Source organism: Leptolyngbya sp. 'hensonii' (genome assembly GCF_001939115.1).
GTDB lineage: Bacteria > Cyanobacteriota > Cyanobacteriia.
Genome location: NZ_MQTZ01000005.1, coordinates 39422 through 59632, shown reverse-complemented (window position 1 = coordinate 59632; position 20211 = coordinate 39422). Strand labels below are relative to the sequence as shown.

The 20211-nt window shown below is 52.8% G+C and carries 15 protein-coding genes; 7 read left to right on the top strand and 8 right to left on the bottom strand.

The features are described from left to right. Positions 1-77: 77 nt before the first annotated feature. Positions 78-2756 carry a CHAT domain-containing protein gene (locus BST81_RS02720; RefSeq protein WP_075597009.1) on the top strand — a complete coding sequence of 893 codons (2679 nt, stop codon included), beginning with the start codon at positions 78-80 and terminating at the stop codon, positions 2754-2756. An 11-nt stretch (positions 2757-2767) separates the two neighbouring features. Here BST81_RS02720 and BST81_RS02715 read toward each other — a convergent pair whose 3' ends face one another. Both BST81_RS02715 and petJ read right to left on the bottom strand, forming a co-directional pair. Beyond that, on the bottom strand, positions 2768-3697 hold the full coding sequence (locus BST81_RS02715; RefSeq protein WP_075597008.1) for a tetratricopeptide repeat protein: 930 nt from the start codon (positions 3695-3697) through the stop codon (positions 2768-2770). 33 nt (positions 3698-3730) lie between these two features. Further along, entirely contained in the window at positions 3731-4066 is a 336-nt protein-coding gene (petJ, locus tag BST81_RS02710) for a cytochrome c6 PetJ (RefSeq protein WP_253188059.1), read from the bottom strand. Positions 4067-4367: 301 nt separating this feature from the next. Here petJ and BST81_RS02705 point away from each other — a divergent pair, with 301 nt between their 5' ends. Together BST81_RS02705 and BST81_RS02700 are read left to right on the top strand one after the other, a co-directional pair. Then, positions 4368-4787 carry a BlaI/MecI/CopY family transcriptional regulator gene (locus BST81_RS02705; RefSeq protein WP_075597007.1) on the top strand — a complete coding sequence of 140 codons (420 nt, stop codon included), beginning with the start codon at positions 4368-4370 and terminating at the stop codon, positions 4785-4787. After that, a complete protein-coding gene (locus BST81_RS02700) occupies positions 4788-5633 on the top strand; it encodes a M56 family metallopeptidase (protein WP_075597006.1) in 846 nt (281 codons plus the stop codon). A gap of 8 nt (positions 5634-5641) precedes the next feature. Here BST81_RS02700 and crtO read toward each other — a convergent pair whose 3' ends face one another. Next, entirely contained in the window at positions 5642-7306 is a 1665-nt protein-coding gene (gene crtO, locus BST81_RS02695) for a beta-carotene ketolase CrtO (protein ID WP_075597005.1), read from the bottom strand. A gap of 240 nt (positions 7307-7546) precedes the next feature. On the opposite strand from crtO, the gene BST81_RS02690 reads away from it, so the two are divergent. Together BST81_RS02690 and BST81_RS02685 are read left to right on the top strand one after the other, a co-directional pair. Continuing rightward, a complete protein-coding gene (locus tag BST81_RS02690) occupies positions 7547-9730 on the top strand; it encodes a CBS domain-containing protein (protein ID WP_171974646.1) in 2184 nt (727 codons plus the stop codon). A 10-nt stretch (positions 9731-9740) separates the two neighbouring features. Continuing rightward, on the top strand, positions 9741-10829 hold the full coding sequence (locus tag BST81_RS02685; RefSeq protein WP_075597003.1) for a response regulator: 1089 nt from the start codon (positions 9741-9743) through the stop codon (positions 10827-10829). A gap of 251 nt (positions 10830-11080) precedes the next feature. Here the strand turns inward: BST81_RS02685 and petA are convergent, their stop codons facing one another. Next, positions 11081-12040 carry a cytochrome f gene (gene petA, locus BST81_RS02680; RefSeq protein WP_290439411.1) on the bottom strand — a complete coding sequence of 320 codons (960 nt, stop codon included), beginning with the start codon at positions 12038-12040 and terminating at the stop codon, positions 11081-11083. A 140-nt stretch (positions 12041-12180) separates the two neighbouring features. Next, positions 12181-12720, bottom strand: coding sequence for a cytochrome b6-f complex iron-sulfur subunit (gene petC, locus BST81_RS02675; RefSeq protein WP_075597001.1), 540 nt, complete (start codon positions 12718-12720; stop codon positions 12181-12183). Between the two features lie 326 nt (positions 12721-13046). On the opposite strand from petC, the gene BST81_RS02670 reads away from it, so the two are divergent. Both BST81_RS02670 and BST81_RS02665 read left to right on the top strand, forming a co-directional pair. Continuing rightward, entirely contained in the window at positions 13047-13358 is a 312-nt protein-coding gene (locus BST81_RS02670; protein WP_075597000.1) for a DUF3067 family protein, read from the top strand. Positions 13359-13736: 378 nt separating this feature from the next. Beyond that, a complete protein-coding gene (locus tag BST81_RS02665; RefSeq protein ID WP_075596999.1) occupies positions 13737-16004 on the top strand; it encodes a bifunctional (p)ppGpp synthetase/guanosine-3',5'-bis(diphosphate) 3'-pyrophosphohydrolase in 2268 nt (755 codons plus the stop codon). Positions 16005-16025: 21 nt separating this feature from the next. On the opposite strand, the gene BST81_RS02660 is transcribed toward BST81_RS02665, so the two are convergent. From BST81_RS02660 to grpE, 3 genes are read right to left on the bottom strand one after another with little or no spacing between them, the layout of a single operon-like run. Continuing rightward, on the bottom strand, positions 16026-17480 hold the full coding sequence (locus tag BST81_RS02660; RefSeq protein ID WP_075596998.1) for a J domain-containing protein: 1455 nt from the start codon (positions 17478-17480) through the stop codon (positions 16026-16028). A gap of 3 nt (positions 17481-17483) precedes the next feature. Beyond that, the gene (locus BST81_RS02655; protein ID WP_075596997.1) at positions 17484-19229 is read right to left on the bottom strand and encodes an Hsp70 family protein; all 1746 of its coding nucleotides are present in this window, start codon (positions 19227-19229) and stop codon (positions 17484-17486) included. Further along, positions 19222-20091 carry a nucleotide exchange factor GrpE gene (grpE, locus tag BST81_RS02650; RefSeq protein ID WP_075596996.1) on the bottom strand — a complete coding sequence of 290 codons (870 nt, stop codon included), beginning with the start codon at positions 20089-20091 and terminating at the stop codon, positions 19222-19224. The genes BST81_RS02655 and grpE overlap by 8 nt, the downstream gene beginning before the upstream one ends. Positions 20092-20211: the final 120 nt, after the last annotated feature.

Here is a 20211-nt window from a genome sequence, read left to right as displayed (position 1 = left end):
CGATAAGCTTTACCCAAACCGCAGATCGGAGGGGCTGCTCGATTAGAATCAGGATGATTGCAACCATGTCATGAGTGATGAGTGTTGATCTTCTAATGAGTCTGCTGGCTGCGACAAGTCAGGCTCCCGATCGCCTAGTGTTTTCTGCCCAGTCAGTCATCCCTGCTATTCTGGCTCAGGACCCTGCCCTAGAAAGGGCTAATCAGTTGATGCGCCAGGCCGTGCAAAAGTTCCAGCAGGGGGATGGGACCGGAGCGGCTGAGGCGTTCCAGCAGGCTCGCCAGATCTATCAGCAACTGGGCGATCGCCGCCGGGAATCTTACGCCCTGGGGAATCTGGCCACAGTCTACCTGGAACTTAAGGAGTACCAGAAAGCGATTCAGCCGCTGGGAGAACTGCTGGCCCTGACCCAGGCCCTAAACGATCGGCAGGGGCAAGCCGATGCCTTGGAAAAATTGGGGCGGGCCTATCGGGCTCTGAAGGATTATGCCAATGCCCTGCCCATTTACGAGCAATACCTGAAACTGGCCCGCGAATCTGGTAATCCCACAGACTTGATGGTGGCTTACGGCAGTTTGGGGCTGGTCTATGACGCTCTGGGTAAGTCCGATCAGGCGATCGGAGCTTATCAACAGGCACTTAAGTTCGCCAGGGAGACCAAATCACCCAGAGGTGAGCAGGCGGCCCTGGGCAACCTGGGTACCGTTTACCTGGGGTTAGAAGATTACGCTCGGGCGATCGACGTCTTCCAGCAGGCCCTTAAACTGGCTCAGCGTGAGGCCGATCACTATGGGGAGGCGAAGGCTATGAATTACCTGGGGCGGGCTTATTATTACCTGGCGGATTACGACCGGGCGATCGGCTACTATGAGCAGGGCCGCAAGATTGCCCTTGAGAACCGCTATGAAGATCAGGCAGGACTGGCTGCACGAGGACTAGGGAATGTTTACTACTATAAAAGGGACCTGGATCGGGCGATTCAGTATCATCAGGAAGACCTGACCCTTGCCCGTAAGATCAACAACCGGCTGTTACAGGGTCTGGCCCTGGGAAATCTGGGTTTGGCCTACATGGATAAAGGAGATCTGCAGAAAGCGATCGATCTATTTCAGCAGGATCTGGCTATCGCCCGCGAGTTTAATAAACGAGAGGCAGAAGGGCAGGTTCTTAATAACCTGGGCAATCTTTATTATCGGCTGGGACAGTACGATCGGGCGATTGAGCATTATCAGCAGGCTCTGCCAATCATGCGTCAGGTGAACTATGGTCGGGGGGAAGGCATTGTGCTGACCAACCTGGGGGTGACCTATGTGCGGCTGCAGCAGTATCCCCAGGCTGAAGCCAGCTTGAGAAGTGCGATCTCCGTCTGGGACAAGATTCGGGGTCGTCTGGGCGAGAATGACCAGTTCAAAGTGTCCATCTTCGAGCAATTCGCCCGCATTTACACCACCCTACAGGAGGTCCTGGCAGCCCAGAATCAGCCGGAAGCGGCCCTGGAAATCTCGGAGCAGGGACGGGCCAGAGCCTTCGCCGAGTTGCTGGCTCGCCGTCGTCAACCTGGAAAGACCTTTGTTGAGCCGCTAACGCCGATTCAGATTGCTGACATGCGACGCATTGCCAGGGAACGGCAGGCGACGTTAGTCGAATATTCAGTGATCACGGACGATATCACTCGGAATAGCATCTTGGAGAGCCTTGAGACGGAACTGTTCATCTGGGTGGTACAACCCAGTGGCCAGACCCATTTCCGCCGTTCCAGCCTTAAGGCTTTAGACGAAAAGAACCTGCGCTTGAAGGATCTGGTGGCAGCCAGTCGTAGTGCGATCGGGGTTCGGGGTATCACTTTTACAGAAAGTCCAGAGGAACTGGCCCGGGCCTATGCAGAGCTGCGCCGACAGCGGCAAGAGAATGCCCAATTGCAGCAGCAGTATCAGATGCTGATTCAACCGATCGCTGACCTGTTGCCCACGGATCCAAAGGCGCGAGTGATCATCATTCCTCATCGATCGCTATTTTTCGTTCCCTTCGCTGCCCTCCAGGATCAACAGGGCACCTATTTGATTGAACGGCATACCCTGACGATTTCGCCCTCGATTCAGATTCTGGACCTGAACCGTCGCCCACCTGCAACCCAACCAGGAAAAGTCCTGATAGTGGGCAATCCCACCATGCCCAGCCTGCCCCCCGGTCCTGGCCGACCAGCCATCCGCTTGAATACCCTCCCCGGTGCTGAAACTGAGGCGAAGGCGATCGCCAAATTACTGGGAACTTCCCCCCTGCTAGGAGCCCAGGCCACCGAAACAGCCGTGCGGCAGCAACTCTCCCAGGCCCGCATCATCCATCTGGCAACCCATGGGCTGCTGAACGAGGTGATTGCCCAGGGAATTCCGGGTGCGATTGCCTTGGCAGCTTCTGGCAAAGAGGATGGTTTTCTCACCACCAGCGATATTCTGGATTTGCAATTGCAGGCTGAACTGGTGGTCTTAAGTGCCTGTGATACGGGCAGGGGAAACATTACAGAAGATGGCATCATTGGCCTGTCCCGTGCCTTTATCTCTGCTGGGGTGCCCACGGTGATTGTCTCCCTCTGGCAGGTACCCGATCAACCCACAGCCTTTCTGATGACACAATTTTATGAAACCCTGCAGCAGAATCCTGATAAGGCCCAGGCCATGAGGCAGGCCATGCTGACCACGCTCAAAGAGTATCCTGACCCGAAAGCCTGGGCAGCCTTTACCCTGATTGGGGAACCCTGAGGCATTGAGCTTTAAATCCCAGCGATCGCCCTCAGGGAAGGAGATTCTGGCTGTAATTGCCGAATCATTCCCAGCACCCGCCGGTAGGATTCCTGCCCACCCTGGGCCAGGAAATAAACGGATGCCTGCTGTAAATCCTGCAAAGCGGCCTCATGATTCTGCAAATGGCGGTAAGCGATCGCCCGGTTGACATAGGTCGCTGCATTGGCCGGATTCAATCGCAAGGCCATCGTAAAATCCTGAACGGCAGCTCGATATTCCCCCTGCTGCTCATACACACAGCCACGATTATGAAAGGCGCGGGCATGGGTTGGATACAGGCGGATTGCCCCTCCGAAACTGTCGAGGGATTGCTGCCAGCGGTGTAACTGAGCCAGGGCCAACCCTCGATCGTTATAAATGTCTGCCAGATTGACGGTAGCCAGGTCAGACCCCTGACTGAGGGCCTGATCAAAATCTGTCAGAGATTGGTCATATTGTCCCAGTTTTGATCGAGCCAATCCCCGGTTGTAATAGGCTCTGGCATCATCCGGCTGGAGTTCTAGCAGGTGCGTATTGTCTGCGATCGCCGCCTCATAGTCCCCAAGTTGATAATAGGCCAGTCCGCGATTGAGATAGGGTTCAATGCCCCCAGCACCAGCGCCCAATTCCAAAGCCTGGGTGCAATCCACGATCGCCGCTTGATAGTCCTCCAATTGCATGTGCGTCAGACAGCGGTTACTGTAAGCAGCAACTGAACTGGGATTTGCTTCGATGGCCTGGGTAAAGGCAAGCAATGCCTGGTGATATTCTCCAGCCCGGAAATGTTCTATCCCGGTCCGGGAAAAAGTCTCCTGGGCTGTGACCTGAAGTGGGTTTAAAGCCCAGGCTATCGCTGGGGCGCTCATCCAACTGATGACCATGACAATGGACAGCCAGACGCCTGCGATCAGTCTGATCATGATGTTCGCCCCTAGTGCTGGGTGGGTCAGTTGTTACCAGCCTTGGCTAGACTGCTCTAAAACATAAGCAGCTACATCTTCCATCTGTTCTGGCGTCAGCCGTCCCTTGAAGGAAGGCATCGCCCCTTTACCATTGGTAACCTGAGTCACAATGGCAGCGGCTGTGTTCATCCCATACTGATCCAGATCTGCCTTCTTTAAAGTTTTTGCTGGATTTACAATATTTTTGCCCCCTGCATGGCAGCTGGCACAATTTGCACTAAAGACTTTCGCACCGGATGCGGCATCACCTGCCAGTGCCGGACGAGCAACCATGAACATTACCAGGGCCAGGACCAGGGAAAAGGCTGCAGCCAATCGTGTTCTCACGTTAATACCCACTCTTTGAAGATGCTAATTTTACGCTTTTCATCCTCCTGGGCAAGCGAAGTCCTGTCAAACGACAACCCGTCAAACCTTAACATCTATCCTAAAAATGGGAAAATTCCTCTTAAGGTCTTTAACGTCTTCAAAAAGTTGGAGGTCTGAATTCAAGCTCAATGCCTCTTAATATTCAGATCTAGCAGGCTCCTCTAAAATGAGCGGGTAGATTGGCAATCTGCTTGTTTGAGACCTAATAATCGTCAGTCCTAATCCATCTTTCTGTTTTAACCTGCTACTACCCTTGCCTATGGCTGCCTTGCCAGATTACCGTCCGAGACAACTGTCTCTTGGCCCCCTGGAGGCTGAGATTATGGAAATTATCTGGGATTTAAATATAGTGACGGTGAAGGAAGTCCACGATCGCATCCTGGCCGATCCCGATCGAGAACTGGCTTACGCCTCCGTCACCACGGTGCTCAACCGCCTAGCTCAGAAAGGCTGGCTGACTTGCAATCGGGCAGGGCGCAGTTTTACCTGGTCTCCCCTAATTTCCCGCCAGCAGGCTCAGTCTCTGCAGGCCTATGAACAACTGAATCGGTTTCTAGCCATAGGCAATCCTGATGTAGTTGCTGCTTTTGCCGATAGTCTGGACCAGGCCAGTGTGGAGCAATTAGAGGCGATCGCCGCCAAACTACGGGCCGCTCGCAAGGCCAGGGAGGAACCCTAAATGCATTTCCTGATGCTGCTGACTGGCCTGGGAGTAGCCTGGTGGGTGCGATCCCAATCCCTGCCATCGGCCACCCGTTGGAGTGAACGCTGGACCTGCACCCTCTATCAGTTCCTGTTTCCACCGTTGTTCCTGCTGGCGACGACGATCGCGATCGTTTGCATGGGTCCCCATGGTTGGATGGTTTGGCCCTGGGAAGGATGGCTCAGTTATGGGGGTGCGATCGGGCTCCTGCTGGTTGCCACCCTGGTCTGGATCCATTTACTCTGGCAAGGTCAGAAAACATGGGTCCAGATCCATCAGTATCCCACCATTGCTCTGGCTGGGGCTACAGCTCGCCTGTTGCAAACCCCAGAACTCTACATCGCTCAGGTCGGCTTCTGGCAATCCGAGCTAGTCATCAGCCAGGGATTGCTGAATGCCCTAGACCCCGATCATCTACAGGCCGTACTGGCCCATGAACAGGCCCATGCCCGCTATCGCGATACTTTTTGGTTCTTCTGGTTGGGCTGGCTGCGGCGGCTAACCACCTGGTTGCCCCAAACAGAGGCTCTCTGGCAAGAACTCCTTCTCCTCCGGGAATTGCGCGCTGACGATCGGGCGGTGAAACAGGTTGATCCCCTGTTGCTGGCCGAGTCTCTCCTGTTGGTCGTGAGTCAGCCAACGCTCCAACTGGACATGGCAGTTCCCTTCAGTCAGACCATCCTGGGCCACCGGCTCACGGAGCGAGTAGATATTCTCCTGGCTGGCTCCCCCCTATCCTGCCACCCTGATCGGGGAAGCTGTCTGGGATTGCTCTGGAGTCTTCTCCCCCTGCTGATCATTCCCTTGCATATTACGGGTTAAAACACCCCTCAGGCTTTGGACCAACCCGCTTGTCGGAGTAGTCTGGAGATCGGCCCCTGTTTTTGCAGAAAAACTCGGGCACAATTGCGTCCTGGCATGCCAGAAATCGAGCCACCGGGATGGGTGCCTGCGCCTGTGAGATACAGCCCTTGAATGGGGGTGATGTAATTGGCCAGTTCTGGGAGGGGGCGCAGGAAGACCATCTGCTCCAGAGTCATGTCAATGTGATAGTAGTTTCCCTTCAACGCGCCCAGGCGTTCTCCTAACTCCGCCGGACTCTCGACTCGGCGGGCAATGATGGCCCGTTTCAGGTTGGGAGCATAGTCAGCCAGTTTGTCCAACACCCGATCGGCCACCTTGTGCTTCAGGTCATCGGTCCAACCCGTTCCCTGGAGGCCCGTTCCTTCAGCCCCAGCGATTTGATACGGGGCGAAAAATTCAATCCACAGGGTATGCTTGCCCTCTGGAGCCATGGAGGGATCTAGCATCGTGGGCATCACCACATAAATCGAGGGATCGGCATCGGGAATACGGCCCAGAGCCGGGTCACTATGGGCGATCTCAACGTGGCGCACAGAGTCGGCAATCAAGACGGAACCGATTAAATACTCATCCCGATGATCGTAATGCTCAAACCGAAGGGGCTCCGATAGGGCACAGTCAATTTTCAAAATCGTTTCATTGTTGTTGGCGATGCGGCGATCTAACCGATCGCGCAGGGGCTGATCCCTGGAAGGCAAATCTTCCGCTCGAATCAGATGCCGGAACAGTCGCTGAGCATCAATATTAGAAATCACACCCGCAGATGCCCGATACTCGGTGCCGTTGTCTACACAAACCCCAACGGCTCTGCCCTCGTCAATGAGGACTTGCTTGACCGATTGTTCCGTCAGAATTTCGCCACCCAGATGACGGACCAGTTTCACCAGGGCCTGCACCAGCGCCCCGGTTCCTCCTCTGGGACGGGCCATGCCGGGTTCATGGCGCAGGGCCATCATCATCGCTCCCACCCCCTGATTTTTCTGGGAGGGGGGGATGCCCATTTCTGCCGAGAGGCGGGCCAGGGGAGCCTTAAGAAACTCCTCATCGAACCACTCATTGAGCAGATCTTCAGCACTGGTCAGCATCGTGCGGACAAAATCGAGGGTACTGTTCACCGATCGGATAACAGAGAACAAGTCCTGGACCTTGCCCAGATCATAATTAGCTAGGATTTCAAGGAGAGATTTAGGCGGAGCATTGAACATGGGCGTCATGGCCCGAATCACCCGCAGCCAGTAATCGGTGAACTCAGCATACTTCTGAGCATCCCTGGGACTGTACCGAGCAATCTCAGCACAGGTTTTTTCGATCGATCGATGACCCAGAAAATATTTCCCGTCAGGGTGGGGGCAAAAGACGACGGGATCGCAGAACAAATAGTCCAGACCATATCTGTGGAGTTCTAATTCCTGCACCACAGGCCCCAGATGAATGAACTCATGGTCAATCGCACAAAGATTGAATCTAAACTCTGGGGCTTGATCTGGAATCACGGCTTCCGTCGTTGCTGCTCCGCCCGGTACAGGGCGCTTTTCCAGTAGTAATACTCTGTAGCCCGCTTTCAGCAGGTAAGCAGCGCAGACTAGGCCATTGTGACCCGCCCCAATGATGATGACGTCGTAGGATTGCATGAGACAGCATTATCCCATGGGACGACCCATTCCCCTGTTCTTAAAGAAGGTTACCAGTGCTTCACTTTTTCTTCAAAATAGAAGAGATCCAGGAATTGTGGTTGGGAAGACTAAAAACATCCAGGCTAAAACGTCATGATTAGTTATATTTACGTAATGATATTCACGGACTCGCTTGTGCGCTCATCTTAAAGTCTGTGATTTAACCCTCCTTATCGCTCTTTCTTTAATATGCCAGCCATGGGATCTCCGTCCGTCAACACACCCGCTTTCTCGCCTACGATCCGGTCCATGATTGAATCTAATCTCTTGACAGCCGAGCTGGATACCCCCCTCCCAGAGGTTATCCGTCTTCTGGATCAGAGTCGGCAGGCTCATGCTGCAGGCTGTGTCGTCGCTGTGGATCAAGGTGAAGTTGTCGGTATTTTTACAGAGTGGGATGCAGTGCGATTGGCCGTGAGTAGGACTGTTATTGAATCACTCAAGATGACCGATGTCATGGTTCGACCGGTGATTACAATCGCAGATACAGAATTGCATAACCCGCTGTCGGTTCTCTCCCTGTTTTATCATCAGCACATTCATCACCTGCCGATCGTGGACCAGCAGGGAAAAGTTCTGGGCTTAATTTCATCGAACAGCGTGCAGCAAGGATTGCAGCCTACTAACCTGCTGAAGCTCTACCGAATTGAGAATATTCTCGACACATCAGCAGTAACTGCAACGCCTGATACCCCTATCCTGCAACTGGCCCAGCTGATGACAGACCATCGGGTGTCTCACATTGTAATTGTCCATCAGGCAAGCGAAGAGCAGACCATTCCCATAGGAATGGTGACAGCTCACCATATCCTACACGGGTGGTTACAGGGGAGCAATCTGGAGGAGGTTGAGGCCCAGACCATTATGGAAACACCTGCGACAACCCTAAAGCCCTGGGATTCGCTCTGGTTAGTTTTCCAGGAAATGCAACAGCGGCAGTTGCCCTGTCTGATTGTGACGGATGATCAGGAAAACCTGTTGGGATTGGTGACCCAGTTCAATCTGTTGCAAATTCTAAATCCCGCTGAAATGCACAGGTATATTCGGAATCTCCAGGAGTCTATCCATAGCTTAGAAGCAGAGAAGATGAGCCTTCTGCGGAGCCACGCACTGGAATTAGAGCGGTTAGTCCAAACTCGCACGGCGCAGCTCTCTGAACTATATGAGCAACTGCAGCATGAACTGGCTGAGCGCAAACAGGCAGAGGCCGCTTTACAAAAAGCCAATGAAGAACTGGAGCGTCGGGTAGAAGAACGGATCGCGCTCTGGCAACAGGCCAATGAGAAGCTGCAAACCGGGGAGGCCAAATTCCGTAATCTGGTAGAACAAACCAACGATTGGGTCTGGGAAATTGATCAAACCCTGAATTTCATCTACGTGAATCCCCGAGTAGAACAGATTACGGGTTATACCGCAGAAGAGGTACTCTCAAGACGGATCTTTGATTTCATGCCAGCCGATGAGGCGGTACGGCTGACGACAGTTCTGGAGTATGTTGTGGCCCAACGGGAGTCCTTCAGCCAGATTGAAACAGTCCTTTTGCATCAAGCGGGGCATCGCATTGTCCTGGAGATTAGTGGTGCCCCAGTCTTCAGTAGCAGTGGGGAATGGCAGGGCTATCGAGGTATCACCCGCGATATTACGGAACGGAAACAGGTGGAGCGGAATATCCGCAAAGCATTAACCCGAGAAAAAGAGCTGAATGAGTTAAAGACTCGCTTTGTGGCGATGGCTTCCCATGAATTTCGCACCCCCTTAACGACCATTCTGGCTTCAGCCGAGTGTCTGGAGCACTACAGCAACAAGTGGTCAGAAGAGAAGAAACAGGTTGCTCTACAACGGATTCAAGGTGCAGCGAAACATATGACCGATCTGTTGAATGACGTTTTAATATTAGGCAAGGCTGAAGCCGGCAAGCTCGAATTTAAACCAATTCAATTGAATCTGCAGGAGTTTTGTGCGGATCTGGTAGAAGAGGTGCAATTGGGGACCAACTCCTCCTGCCGTCTAAATTTCACCTGGGTGGGCAACCCGATCGGAGCCTGGGTGGATGAGAAATTGTTGCGTCATATCCTGGTTAATTTGCTATCTAATGCCCTGAAATATTCTGCTGAAGGCAGTCGTGTGAATTTCCGTCTAAACTGTCAGGATGATATTGCCGTCTTTCAAATTGAGGACCACGGTATTGGGATTCCCCTCGAAGATCAGAAATGTTTGTTTGAACCGTTTCAACGCGCCACTAATGTGGGCAATATTGCAGGGACAGGCCTGGGGTTAGTAATTGTCAAGAAAGCCGTTGAAGCCCATGGCGGTACGATTAAATTTGATAGCGTAGCTGGTGTGGGAACAACGTTTACAGTGTGCATTCCAAGTCAGAGGTAGGGATACCGGAATGAAAAAAATATTGGTCATTGAAGACGAAAAAGCCGTTCGTGACAGCATCTTAGACATTCTGGATGCAGAAGGCTTTTATGCTGCAGGCGCAGAAAATGGACAGGTGGGCGTTGAATTAGCCAGCCAGCTCCAACCGAACTTGATCCTCTGTGACGTGATGATGCCCGAACTGGATGGCTATGGCGTTTTACGCCAACTCCGGTTAAATCCTCAAACTGAAACGATTCCCTTCATTTTCTTGACCGCCAAGGTAGAACGATCGGACATTCGCCAAGGCATGACCCTGGGTGCCGATGACTACCTACCCAAACCCTTTACCCATGCCGAATTGCTCCAGGCGATCACCACTCGTCTGAACAAGCAGGAGGCGATCGTGAGCCAGTCCGAACAGAGGCTGGATGATCTGCGCCAGAGCATAAGCTTTGCGCTGCCCAGAGCCCTCACCTCACCTTTAGGTGTGATTACCCATCTGTCTTCCGATTTGATTGAGGAGTACAATACAGCAACTCCGGCTGAGATCCTGGAGATGGCTGAGATGATCCACAGTAATGCCAACCTGCTGCACCAGCTCATGCATAATTTCCTCCTGTATGCCAAGTTGGAAGTCATTGCAACCAACCCAGATCAGGTGAAAGCGCTACAGAACTATCGGATTGATTATTCAGAGACCGTCATTGCCGATGAAGCGATTCAAAAGTCAGAAGAATACGGTCGCCGGGAAGATCTGGAACTGAGCCTGAAATCGGTTTCAGCCCGGATATCTGAAAACAAACTGAAGAAAATCGTGGAAGAGCTCGTTGATAATGCCTTCCGCTTTTCTACCCAGGGCTCTCTAGTGAAGGTCTATAGCTTTGAAAGTGATGACAAATTTGTTTTGCATGTAATCGATTATGGGCGGGGGATGACTGCTGAGCAGATCAGCCATGTCGGAGCCTACATGCAGTTTGACCCAGAATTGTTCGATCAGCAGGGCACTGGCCTGGGACTAGCGATCGCCAAACGGCTGACCGAGCTGCATGGGGGTGAGATGTTGATCGAGAGTATTCTCGGCAAGCAGACGATCGTGCGGATATCCCTTCCCCGCTAGCCCTTAGGCTTTTCAGCCAGACAAAAAGGAAGGCAACAATATACTTGGCACACCAATCCCTTTCCCCTCTTCCCCCACCCCCTTCTCCCACAATGGGGAGAAGGGGCATTAACGCTTAATTTCTCCCCTCTCCCGCTCTGGGAGAGGGGCCGGGGGTGAGGGCAGTGTTGGTGCATGAAGTATATTAATGCCAAAAGGAAGGGGTTGAGTGGATATCAAACCCCTCATCCTTATGTCTTAAACCACAGGGCTTAGAAATTCAGCTCAGCAGCTTGAACCTTCTCGACCTGCTTCTTCTTCAGCACCAGCATGATCTGGGTCAGGGTGACGATCGCCAAGAAGGCAATCAGCCACTTCACCCGATCAGGACTTTGCAGAACAATCTCCTTATCCAACTGGCCGAAACCACCCACGTTAGGATTGTTGGTCAGGGCTTCGCCGAGGGCGACCTCCTGTCCTTCCGAAACAATCAATTCCGGACCAGGGGGAATGGTCTCTACCACAGTTTTTCCATCTGCCGCCTGAATAGTCACGGCATAACTGTTGTCTTCACTCTTGGCAATTTGAGTGATCTGACCCGCTAGAGAAGCGTTATAGACTGCATTATTGCTCTTGTCACCCGTGGGATAGACCTGCCCCCGACCCCGGTTGCCTCCGATATGAATCGAGTATTTGCCGAAGTGAATATTCTTGTCAGTCGCTGGATCGGGAGACAAAATCGGGAAAACCAGTTCACGATACTGTTCACCAGGAAGGGGGCCAACCAAGATAATATTTTCTTGCTCCGGACTGTAGGTCTGGAAGTAAACGTCCCCAACCTTCTCCTTCATCTCTTCTGGAATTCGGTCTTCTGGAGCCAGTTTAAAACCGGGAGGTAGCATCACCACCGCACCCACATTCAATGGACCCCGGCTACCATCAGCATAGAGTTGCTGCACATTGGTGTCATAGGGGATCTTAACGACAGCTTCAAACACCGTGTCCGGCAGTACAGCCTGGGGAACTTCAGCTTCCGTTGGTTTGGCTCCCAAATGGCAGCTTGCACAGACAATCCGGCCCGTTGCTTCCCGTGGAGATGTGGGATAAGCTTGCTGGGCATAGAACGGATAAGCAGCAGCGCCTTCTGGGAAGGCCAGACTGCCAGAGACAAACAGAGCGATCGCAGCCAGCACGGTCAGGACTGTTCTGCGGAATATTGCTGGTACTAACACAGTAGGGAAAATCCTGGTTTTCATCTTCAAGAAATGATTGTCGAATGGATAAACAGGCGCATGGATCAAAGAATTGAGATTAGATTCAGCACAGTCGTGAACAGGGTGAAACCATCAGGGTTTCTTGTGCTCAACCCAAACTAAGCCCACCAGGGATTTTCGCCGGTGCGGAAGTCTGTCTCAGTCCAGGGAGTAAAGGAAACCGTGTCCTCATTAACCGTGGTATGAACCAGGGCCAGAGAGAGGGGAGCAGGGCCCCGAACGACCTTACCGGCTACATCGTATTGGGAGCCATGGCAGGGGCAGATAAATTTATTCTCTCCAGAGTTCCAGGGCACAACACAGCCCAGATGGGTGCAGACTGCATTAATTCCATAACTGGCAATCGTGCCATCATCGGTTACAACGAGATAAGTGGGGTCCCCCTTAAATCCCTGAGCCAGAACCCGATCGCCTGCCTTGTGGGTAGACAGAAACTGGCTCGCAAGGACATCATTACCCAGGGCATCCTTGGCTGTGATACCGCCACCAACGCCGCCTTTAGAGGGAGGGATAAAGTATTTCACCACAGGATACAGCATGCCCAGGACGGTGCTGGAACCTGCACCAACCATCAGCAAATTCATGAATTGGCGACGCCCCATATCGGGCACATCGGCAGAACCAGAGACTTGAGCCATGACTTACTCTACTTAGGGGTACTACGGTCTTACGTTAATTGGGGTGGCTAGGATGCAAAGCTCCGTGAACAAACGTCAACAAACTTTGAGATCTAGCCCTCCGAGATAAATCGGCATTTATCTGCCTAAAAATCAACAGTTAAACGCCTGGATCTTTTACGGGCACAGCATTTATAGCTTTCTAATATGGGTATTATTACACCTTTTGTTACACAAGAATTCTGATCAAACCGGGTTCTAATCTCTATGGAACGGTGGCATCATAGTCTGAGAACACTGCACAGAAAGATTACAAATTATAAAGCATCGTCAAAGTCAAGCAGCGCATGACTGGACAGGATTTGCAACAGCTTTTGCTCGCTAAATGGGGGCGATCGTACGGCATCCAAATTCGCCGGATTCAGGGGAAAATCGTCATCCAGATCATGTGGAAATATCTGGAACAGGCCTCTTTCCCCATGAGCGAAGCAGAATATCTGGACCATCTGAATGCGATCGCCCGTTATCTCATTGCTTGGGATAGCATTCAGCAGGTAAGGACCTTTATCGAACAAACCCGCGATCGACCTCGTCTGGGCAAGGCTGTCAATATCCCGCTGGATTTGGGAGAGCGATCTTCAGAATGGATTTTGGAATAGTTATGGGATTGGGCCGACGGGGTCGCAATGACCCATAACCCATGACAATAACTCAAGGACCTGATGCGTTTTGGGCAATTCAGCCTCAAATCGCTTAAAGTTTCGCAACAAAATCAGTCAGATTTGCCTTATTATTAAGAAAAAACTTGCCTTATCCCCGGTTTTTGGGATATACGCTGAAACTATTTTTATAACCCCATATATTTCAAGTCAGTCTTCAAGGATGATCCCTGGCTGAGTGAACAGCAGACGATTCTGACCAGTTTAATTTTCTTCATCCAGTGGATTTCCCAAACCCATGATCATGGGTGATACATCACCCATAGGTTTTACAATTAGCCTTACCTCTCAGCCCTTCTAGTTTTGCAGCCTACCAGCATGAACGTCGCGGCTCCCGTCTCCCAATTCGATTTTGTCATCCCTGACTGGCTGCAGGAGTGCCTGATTGCTCAAAAAGGCGTCTGTCACTCTGAGTCAACCCTGGAGGATGCGGCTCAAGTTCGTACAGATAACGAACTTATTTGTCGAGCCTTTGAGTTTGCCTACTGCCTGCATGAAGGGCAATATCGGGCTTCTGGAGAACCCTACATTGCCCATCCTGTTGCTGTTGCTGGGTTGCTGCGGGATCTGGGAGGCAGTAGTGTCATGATTGCTGCCGGTTTTCTGCATGATGTGGTAGAAGACACAGAAGTCACTGCCGATGAGATTGAACAGCGCTTTGGGCACGAAGTTCGATATCTGGTGGAGGGGGTGACCAAACTCTCCAAGTTCAATTTCTCCAGTAAGACAGAACGGCAGGCTGAAAATTTCCGCCGCATGTTTATGGCGATGGCCCAGGATATTCGGGTGATTGTGGTCAAGCTGGCCGATCGCCTGCACAATATGCGGACCCTGGAGCATCTGTCCGACAGTAAACGCCGCAGCATTGCCCAGGAAACCCGGGAGATTTTTGCGCCCCTAGCCAATCGTTTGGGGATTGGGCGCTTTAAATGGGAACTGGAGGATCTGGCATTTAAGTATCTAGAACCAGAGTCCTATCGGGAAATGCAGGAACTGGTAGCCGAAAAGCGGGGCGATCGGGAAGCCACCCTGGACCGGGTCACAGAAACCCTCCGCCAACGCCTAGCCCAATCCGGCATCCGATTCAGCGATGTCAGTGGCCGCCCCAAGCACCTGTACGGCATCTATGAAAAGATGCATCGGCAGCAAAAGGAATTCCACGAGATTTTTGATGTGGCTGCCGTCCGCATCATTGTCTATACCAACGAGGAATGCTATCGATCACTGGCGATCGTTCATGATGAGTTCACACCGATTCCCGGTCGGTTTAAGGACTATATCGGTCTGCCCAAGCCCAACCGCTATCAGTCGTTGCACACCGTCGTGGTTGGGCTGACGGGTCGCCCGCTGGAAGTTCAGATCCGAACGGTGGAAATGCATCGGGTAGCTGAGTACGGAATCGCCGCCCACTGGAAGTATAAGGAGTCAGGCGGGGCCAGCAACATCCAGATGACGACTGCAGACGAAAAGTTCACCTGGTTGCGGCAGTTGCTGGATTGGCAGAGTGACCTGAAGGATGCCCAGGAGTACCTGGAGAACGTTCGGGATAATCTGTTCGATGAAGATGTGTATGTCTTCACGCCCAAAGGAGATGTGATTGCGCTGGGTCGGGGGGCAACCCCTGTTGATTTTGCTTATCGAATTCACACAGAGGTCGGTCACCACTGTGCCGGAGCCAAACTTAACGGACGCATGGTAACCCTGGATACCCTACTGCGCAATGGGGACATCGTGGAGATCATCACCCAGAAGAACTCCCATCCCAGCCTAGACTGGTTGAATTTCACGGTGACGGCGGGCGCTCGCAATCGGATTCGCCAGTGGTATAAGCGATCGCACCGGGACGAGAACATTACCCGTGGCCGGGACATGCTGGAGCGGGAGATTGGTAAGAATGGCTTTGAATCGCTACTGAAGTCGGCTCCCATGAAGGCTGTGGCTGAACGCTGTAACTATCACAGTGTGGAAGATCTGCTGGCGGCGATCGGCCATGGTGAAGTGACTCTGAACCTGGCTGTCAACCGAATTCGAGATGCGGTTAAGGCGCAACAGCCCGTAGCCCCCTCTCCCGAACTGACGCCCATATTGCCCAGTAGCCGCATTCAGCCGGTGGATCGGTCCAGCAAATCTCCGATCTTAGGCGTGGAAGGACTGCTCTACCACCTGGCTGGTTGTTGTCATCCTGTGCCTGGTGAACCCATTATTGGGGTCGTGACTCGCAGCAGTCGGGGCATTTCCATTCATCGCCAGGGCTGTGGCAACCTGGATAATGTCGTCGGTGATCGGTTCGTGCCTGTGAGTTGGAATCCCAATACGGAAGAGGCTGGCAGACCCCAGACCTATCCGGTGGAGATTCAGATTGAGGTCATCGATCGGGTTGGAATTTTGAAAGATGTGTTGTCTCGTTTGAGTGACAGCAGCATCAACGTCCGTCACGCCCAGGTCAAAACCTATCCGGATCAGACTGCCGTGATTGGCCTGGGAATTGATATTCAAAATCATGACCAGTTAGAGCGAATTCTGGCCCAGATCCGCAAACTCAGCGATGTCTTAAACCTACGTCGCGTGGGTCATGCGGAGGATTAATGCTCTGGGAGCATCCTAACTTCAGCGGTTGCCCAGCATCAGGCCAAAACCCACAATAAAGCAGAAAAATCCAAACCAGGATCCCCCCATAATCATAAATAGGAAGACCCCGAAACCCATCAGGCCAATCCCGGCCCAAAGCCGTTGTAATTTGCCTTGAGAGAGGGAGGGCGGTTTTGGAGTGGGTCCTCTCCCAGCGGAGCGCTGGGCTGAGCCGGTTGGTGCAGCCCTGGCTGGCGCTGGAGTGGGCAAGCGACCAGTCATGCCGGTCTCAATTTCATCAAACAGGGTTTTATTCAATCGATAAATCGCAGGATATTGGGAGCGGATCCGGCGGACTGAACTGAGAATGGCTGCTTCTGGGAAATATCGCATCTCGACAAAAATATCCCCGTAGAGCTTGTCCACCTCGGTAGCCTCCGCATAGCCTAGGGTCGCCATCATACAGAGCGCAGAGAGCCGTTTCAGGCTATGGACGATTTGGGTATCCTCTTTCAAAACCTCATACTGTTTAAACCCGCGGATGATTTCGGCCACATTCCAGTGGAGTTTTTGAATCCCTTGGTCATTCGGATCAAACCGTCTGGCAGATTCAATAAAACTCATCGCTGCCTGGAGCAATGGCACACTGGCATTGTTCAGACCCGCCTTGGCCAGGTCATAACCCAGAGCCGCAAACCGATTGGCTGCATACTTGCGGGCATCTTCACTGTCCGGCAATAGAGATTGAATCCGCCGGGCAATGGTCTCAATCCCCTTTAACTCATTACTATAGAGATAAACTTTACAAATAAAAATGAGAGCCTCGAAGTCAGAGTAGTCGATCTGACCATCGGCCTCCATAGCCCGCTCTGCCCAGGTAATCGACTCGCTGTACTGACTCTGGTCCAGATAGGTTTCGGCGATCGCCAGATAGGGCTCCGCATTGAACGTTTCCAGGGCGATCGCTTTCTGATAGTAGTCCCGAGCCTGTTGATACAGATGGGGCCGCTCGTTCTGTTCATCCTTGTCTTTCAGGCTCAGCGCCCAGCGGTCATAAATGGCCCCGAAGTTAAACCAGTAGAGCGGCACCTCCGGACTGTGGCGGGTCAGGGCTTCATAGACTTTAATCGCCTGTTCCCATTGCTGGCTGTGAATGTAACAGATGCCCAAACGGTTGCGGGCTGCTTCTGAACCGGGGAGAAGGACCAGCACTCGTTTTAGCAGGCGAATTGCTTTTTCCCACTCCGACTGCTGGATATGGTCTTCTGCCTGGCGCAAGAACTGATCAATTTCCTCCCCATGCTGTTGCAGATCATCATAGTTCTGCTTGGCTTTAGGGTCAGACAGGGTTTCATAGGCTTCCCGAATCTGCTTGAAACGCTCCGGTTCTTTCTCCGGGGAATACTTGCGCACCAGGCGATAGTAAGCCTTTTTGATTTCATCCGGTGCTGCCTGGGGGGAAATATCCAGCGTGTGGTACAGCTCGAAAGCCATCGCTTATCCTCCCAGGCCATCGTCCAGGTCAAACATCAGGTCCACCAACCGATCGCCCACAGCCTCGATTTGCTCAGCATTATTTGCCGCCAGAGCAGCCTTCAAATCCAGGACAACATCAGAGAGGGGATATCGCTCATCTGGAGGAATTGCTGCCATGAACCGCTCTGCCCGATCGATCAACCCTTCGTACTGTCTGGCCTTGGCATTCTGCCGCCACAGATCCCGAATCCGTCCTGCAGCCTGGGTCATCTCCTGCTGATCCATGCGCTTGTCGGATTGGCCATAGGCAATTTCCACACTCTTACCAATGGCCCGAATCGAGGCTTTGACTCTGGCAATGCCGTTGATATCGTAGGAGAACTCAACCTCTACCGGATAGGGCTTACCATCCGGGGCCGGAGGAATATCTGTGATCTCCCCCACAATGCCGGTATCTACCACCTCTGAGAGCAGCCGGGCATTGCCAGTATGGTCCTGGTACAGGCGAAGTTCTACCTGGCGCTGCTCCGCATGGAGCAGGCTGTACTCCCGCTTCACGGAATAGGGGATGGTGGTATTGGGCTGAATCAGGGCGTCATAACTCATCATGGGTTGTCGGCCCACCAGGGTCAGGGCACCAATTCCCAAACCAAAGGGAGCAACATCGGTCAGGATCACGCCGGATTCCTCGCTGATCAGACCTTTCGCCAGCGCCGCCTGGATTGCGGCTCCCATGCCCACCGCCAAGTCAGGGTTGACATCCGCTTTGGGCTCCTTGCCAAAGATCTCAAACACCAGTTGCCGCACTGCCGGAATGTAGGTGGTCCCGCCTACCAGGAGAATCCGATCGATCGCCTCAGGCCGCAGTTTCTTGGCCTTAAGCGCCTGATTCACACAGTCCCGGGCCTGATCCAGCAATGGGGCGATCGCCTGTTCAAATTCCCGCCGGGTAATTTCCACCTCCAGATCCACCGGCTTACCCCCCTGAGCTGCAAAGAAGGGAATGCGGACTTCGTGCGATCGCTGGTTCGAGAGGACTTTCTTGGTTGTTTCAGCCACCTCCTTCAGATGTCGCAGGGAGATATCCGAAACTTCTGCACCTGGGTGCTCAGCAGTAAACTTTTCCCGAATCAGGGCCATCAAGGCTTCGTCAAAGTCCTTTCCCCCCAATTGCGGATTGCCAAAGCTGGACTTCACATCCAACACCCCTGCCACCATTTCCAGCACGGTAATATCCAGGGTGCCTCCCCCAAAGTCGAAGACCACCAGTTGTTCTTCGGCCTCAATATTTTTGATCCCAAAAGCCAGAGCTGCGGCAGTCGGCTCATTGATCAGGCGCAGGATATTCAAGCCAGCCAATTTACCCGCATTCAACGTCGCTTGGCGGGCAGCATCGGGGAAATTGGCTGGCACGGATAGCACCACATCCCGAATTGTTGCCCCCAGGGCTTCCTCGGCATTTTCTTTTAGTTTTCGTAAAATCAGGGCTGAGATTTCTTCCGGACGATAGCCCTGCTTAAACAGGCAAACCGTTTCGCTGCTGCCCATTTTGCGCTTGACTTCTCGAATCCCCTGGCCCGCCACATCCACTAGCCCCCGGGCCGCTTCCCCGACAAGCAGCTCGCCATTGCGGTTCACAGCCACGATCGAGGGCACGATCGGCATCTTCGTAATCGGGTCAGGCAGGGGGACTGCATCGTGATTCTTATAGATGCAAATTTCCGATGTGGATGTACCCAGATCAATGCCAACTGCAAAATCATTCATGGGCTTCTTTTCCTTTCAGATTTGCCAGGTCTACTTCAATGAGAGATACCATGGAACTCCTATCCAACGCCGGATTAGCCGCCCCTGAGTCCAGTTCTACCAGTTCTGAGATCGCAGCCTCGGACCGGGTAATCACCACCTTGGCCCGCTCAATCACAGTTGAGCCCAGTCGGTATCCCCAGCTCTCACATCGGAGAATCTGGCCTGACGGTTGCTCAGACACAGCTTCTTCCCCAATCACCGCGTGGAAACGGGCATCCAGGGTATCATTGGCCACCGGCAGAATCCGTTCCAGCCCCCGGGTGCTACAGGTATGGGCAAACTCCTGTAAGAGCTTTTCCAAGGTAGCCCGACTGTCCAGACCCTGTTCATAGATCAGAGCCCGTTCCAGTAATCGGAAAAAGTGAATCACCGATGCGACCCAATCCTCAACTTCACGTTTGAGGTTGGCATTTTCCTGGCGTTGGCGAATTAAAAGCTCGTCCATTGCCTGTTTAACTTCTAGTAGGGCTGGACTTTCCTGGGCGATCGTCGCCTGTAACCGCTCGACCAAAGCGCTGTTATCCTGGATGGCGCTGGTATTTTTGTAGTACTCTCGCCCCAGCTTTCTCAGATCTTCCAGGGAGCGGGGTAAGGCTTCCAGCACCTCCTGATCCATCTGCTGCGTATAGGGAACGATAAAGCAGGCGCAGACAGCCAGGAGATAGATGGCCACAACAATTAACCGGGTATCTGCGGATGCCTGGGGTGAGGCCTGTTGGGCCATCACCAGAACTGCAAAAGCGAGCAACCCCAAACCCAGCACGTACCAGAGCCAGAACTTTCGGAGGTAACGCAGAAGCTTACTCTTTTCGGTTTGCATAGGGAAAATTCCGCAAAGACTTGCAGCAGAGAAAGACAACCTCAGGGCCAGACACCATCACTTCAATTCAACCGTCAATGTCCTGATCCTATGCCCAGTTCTTGGAAAACCTGCCTTTTT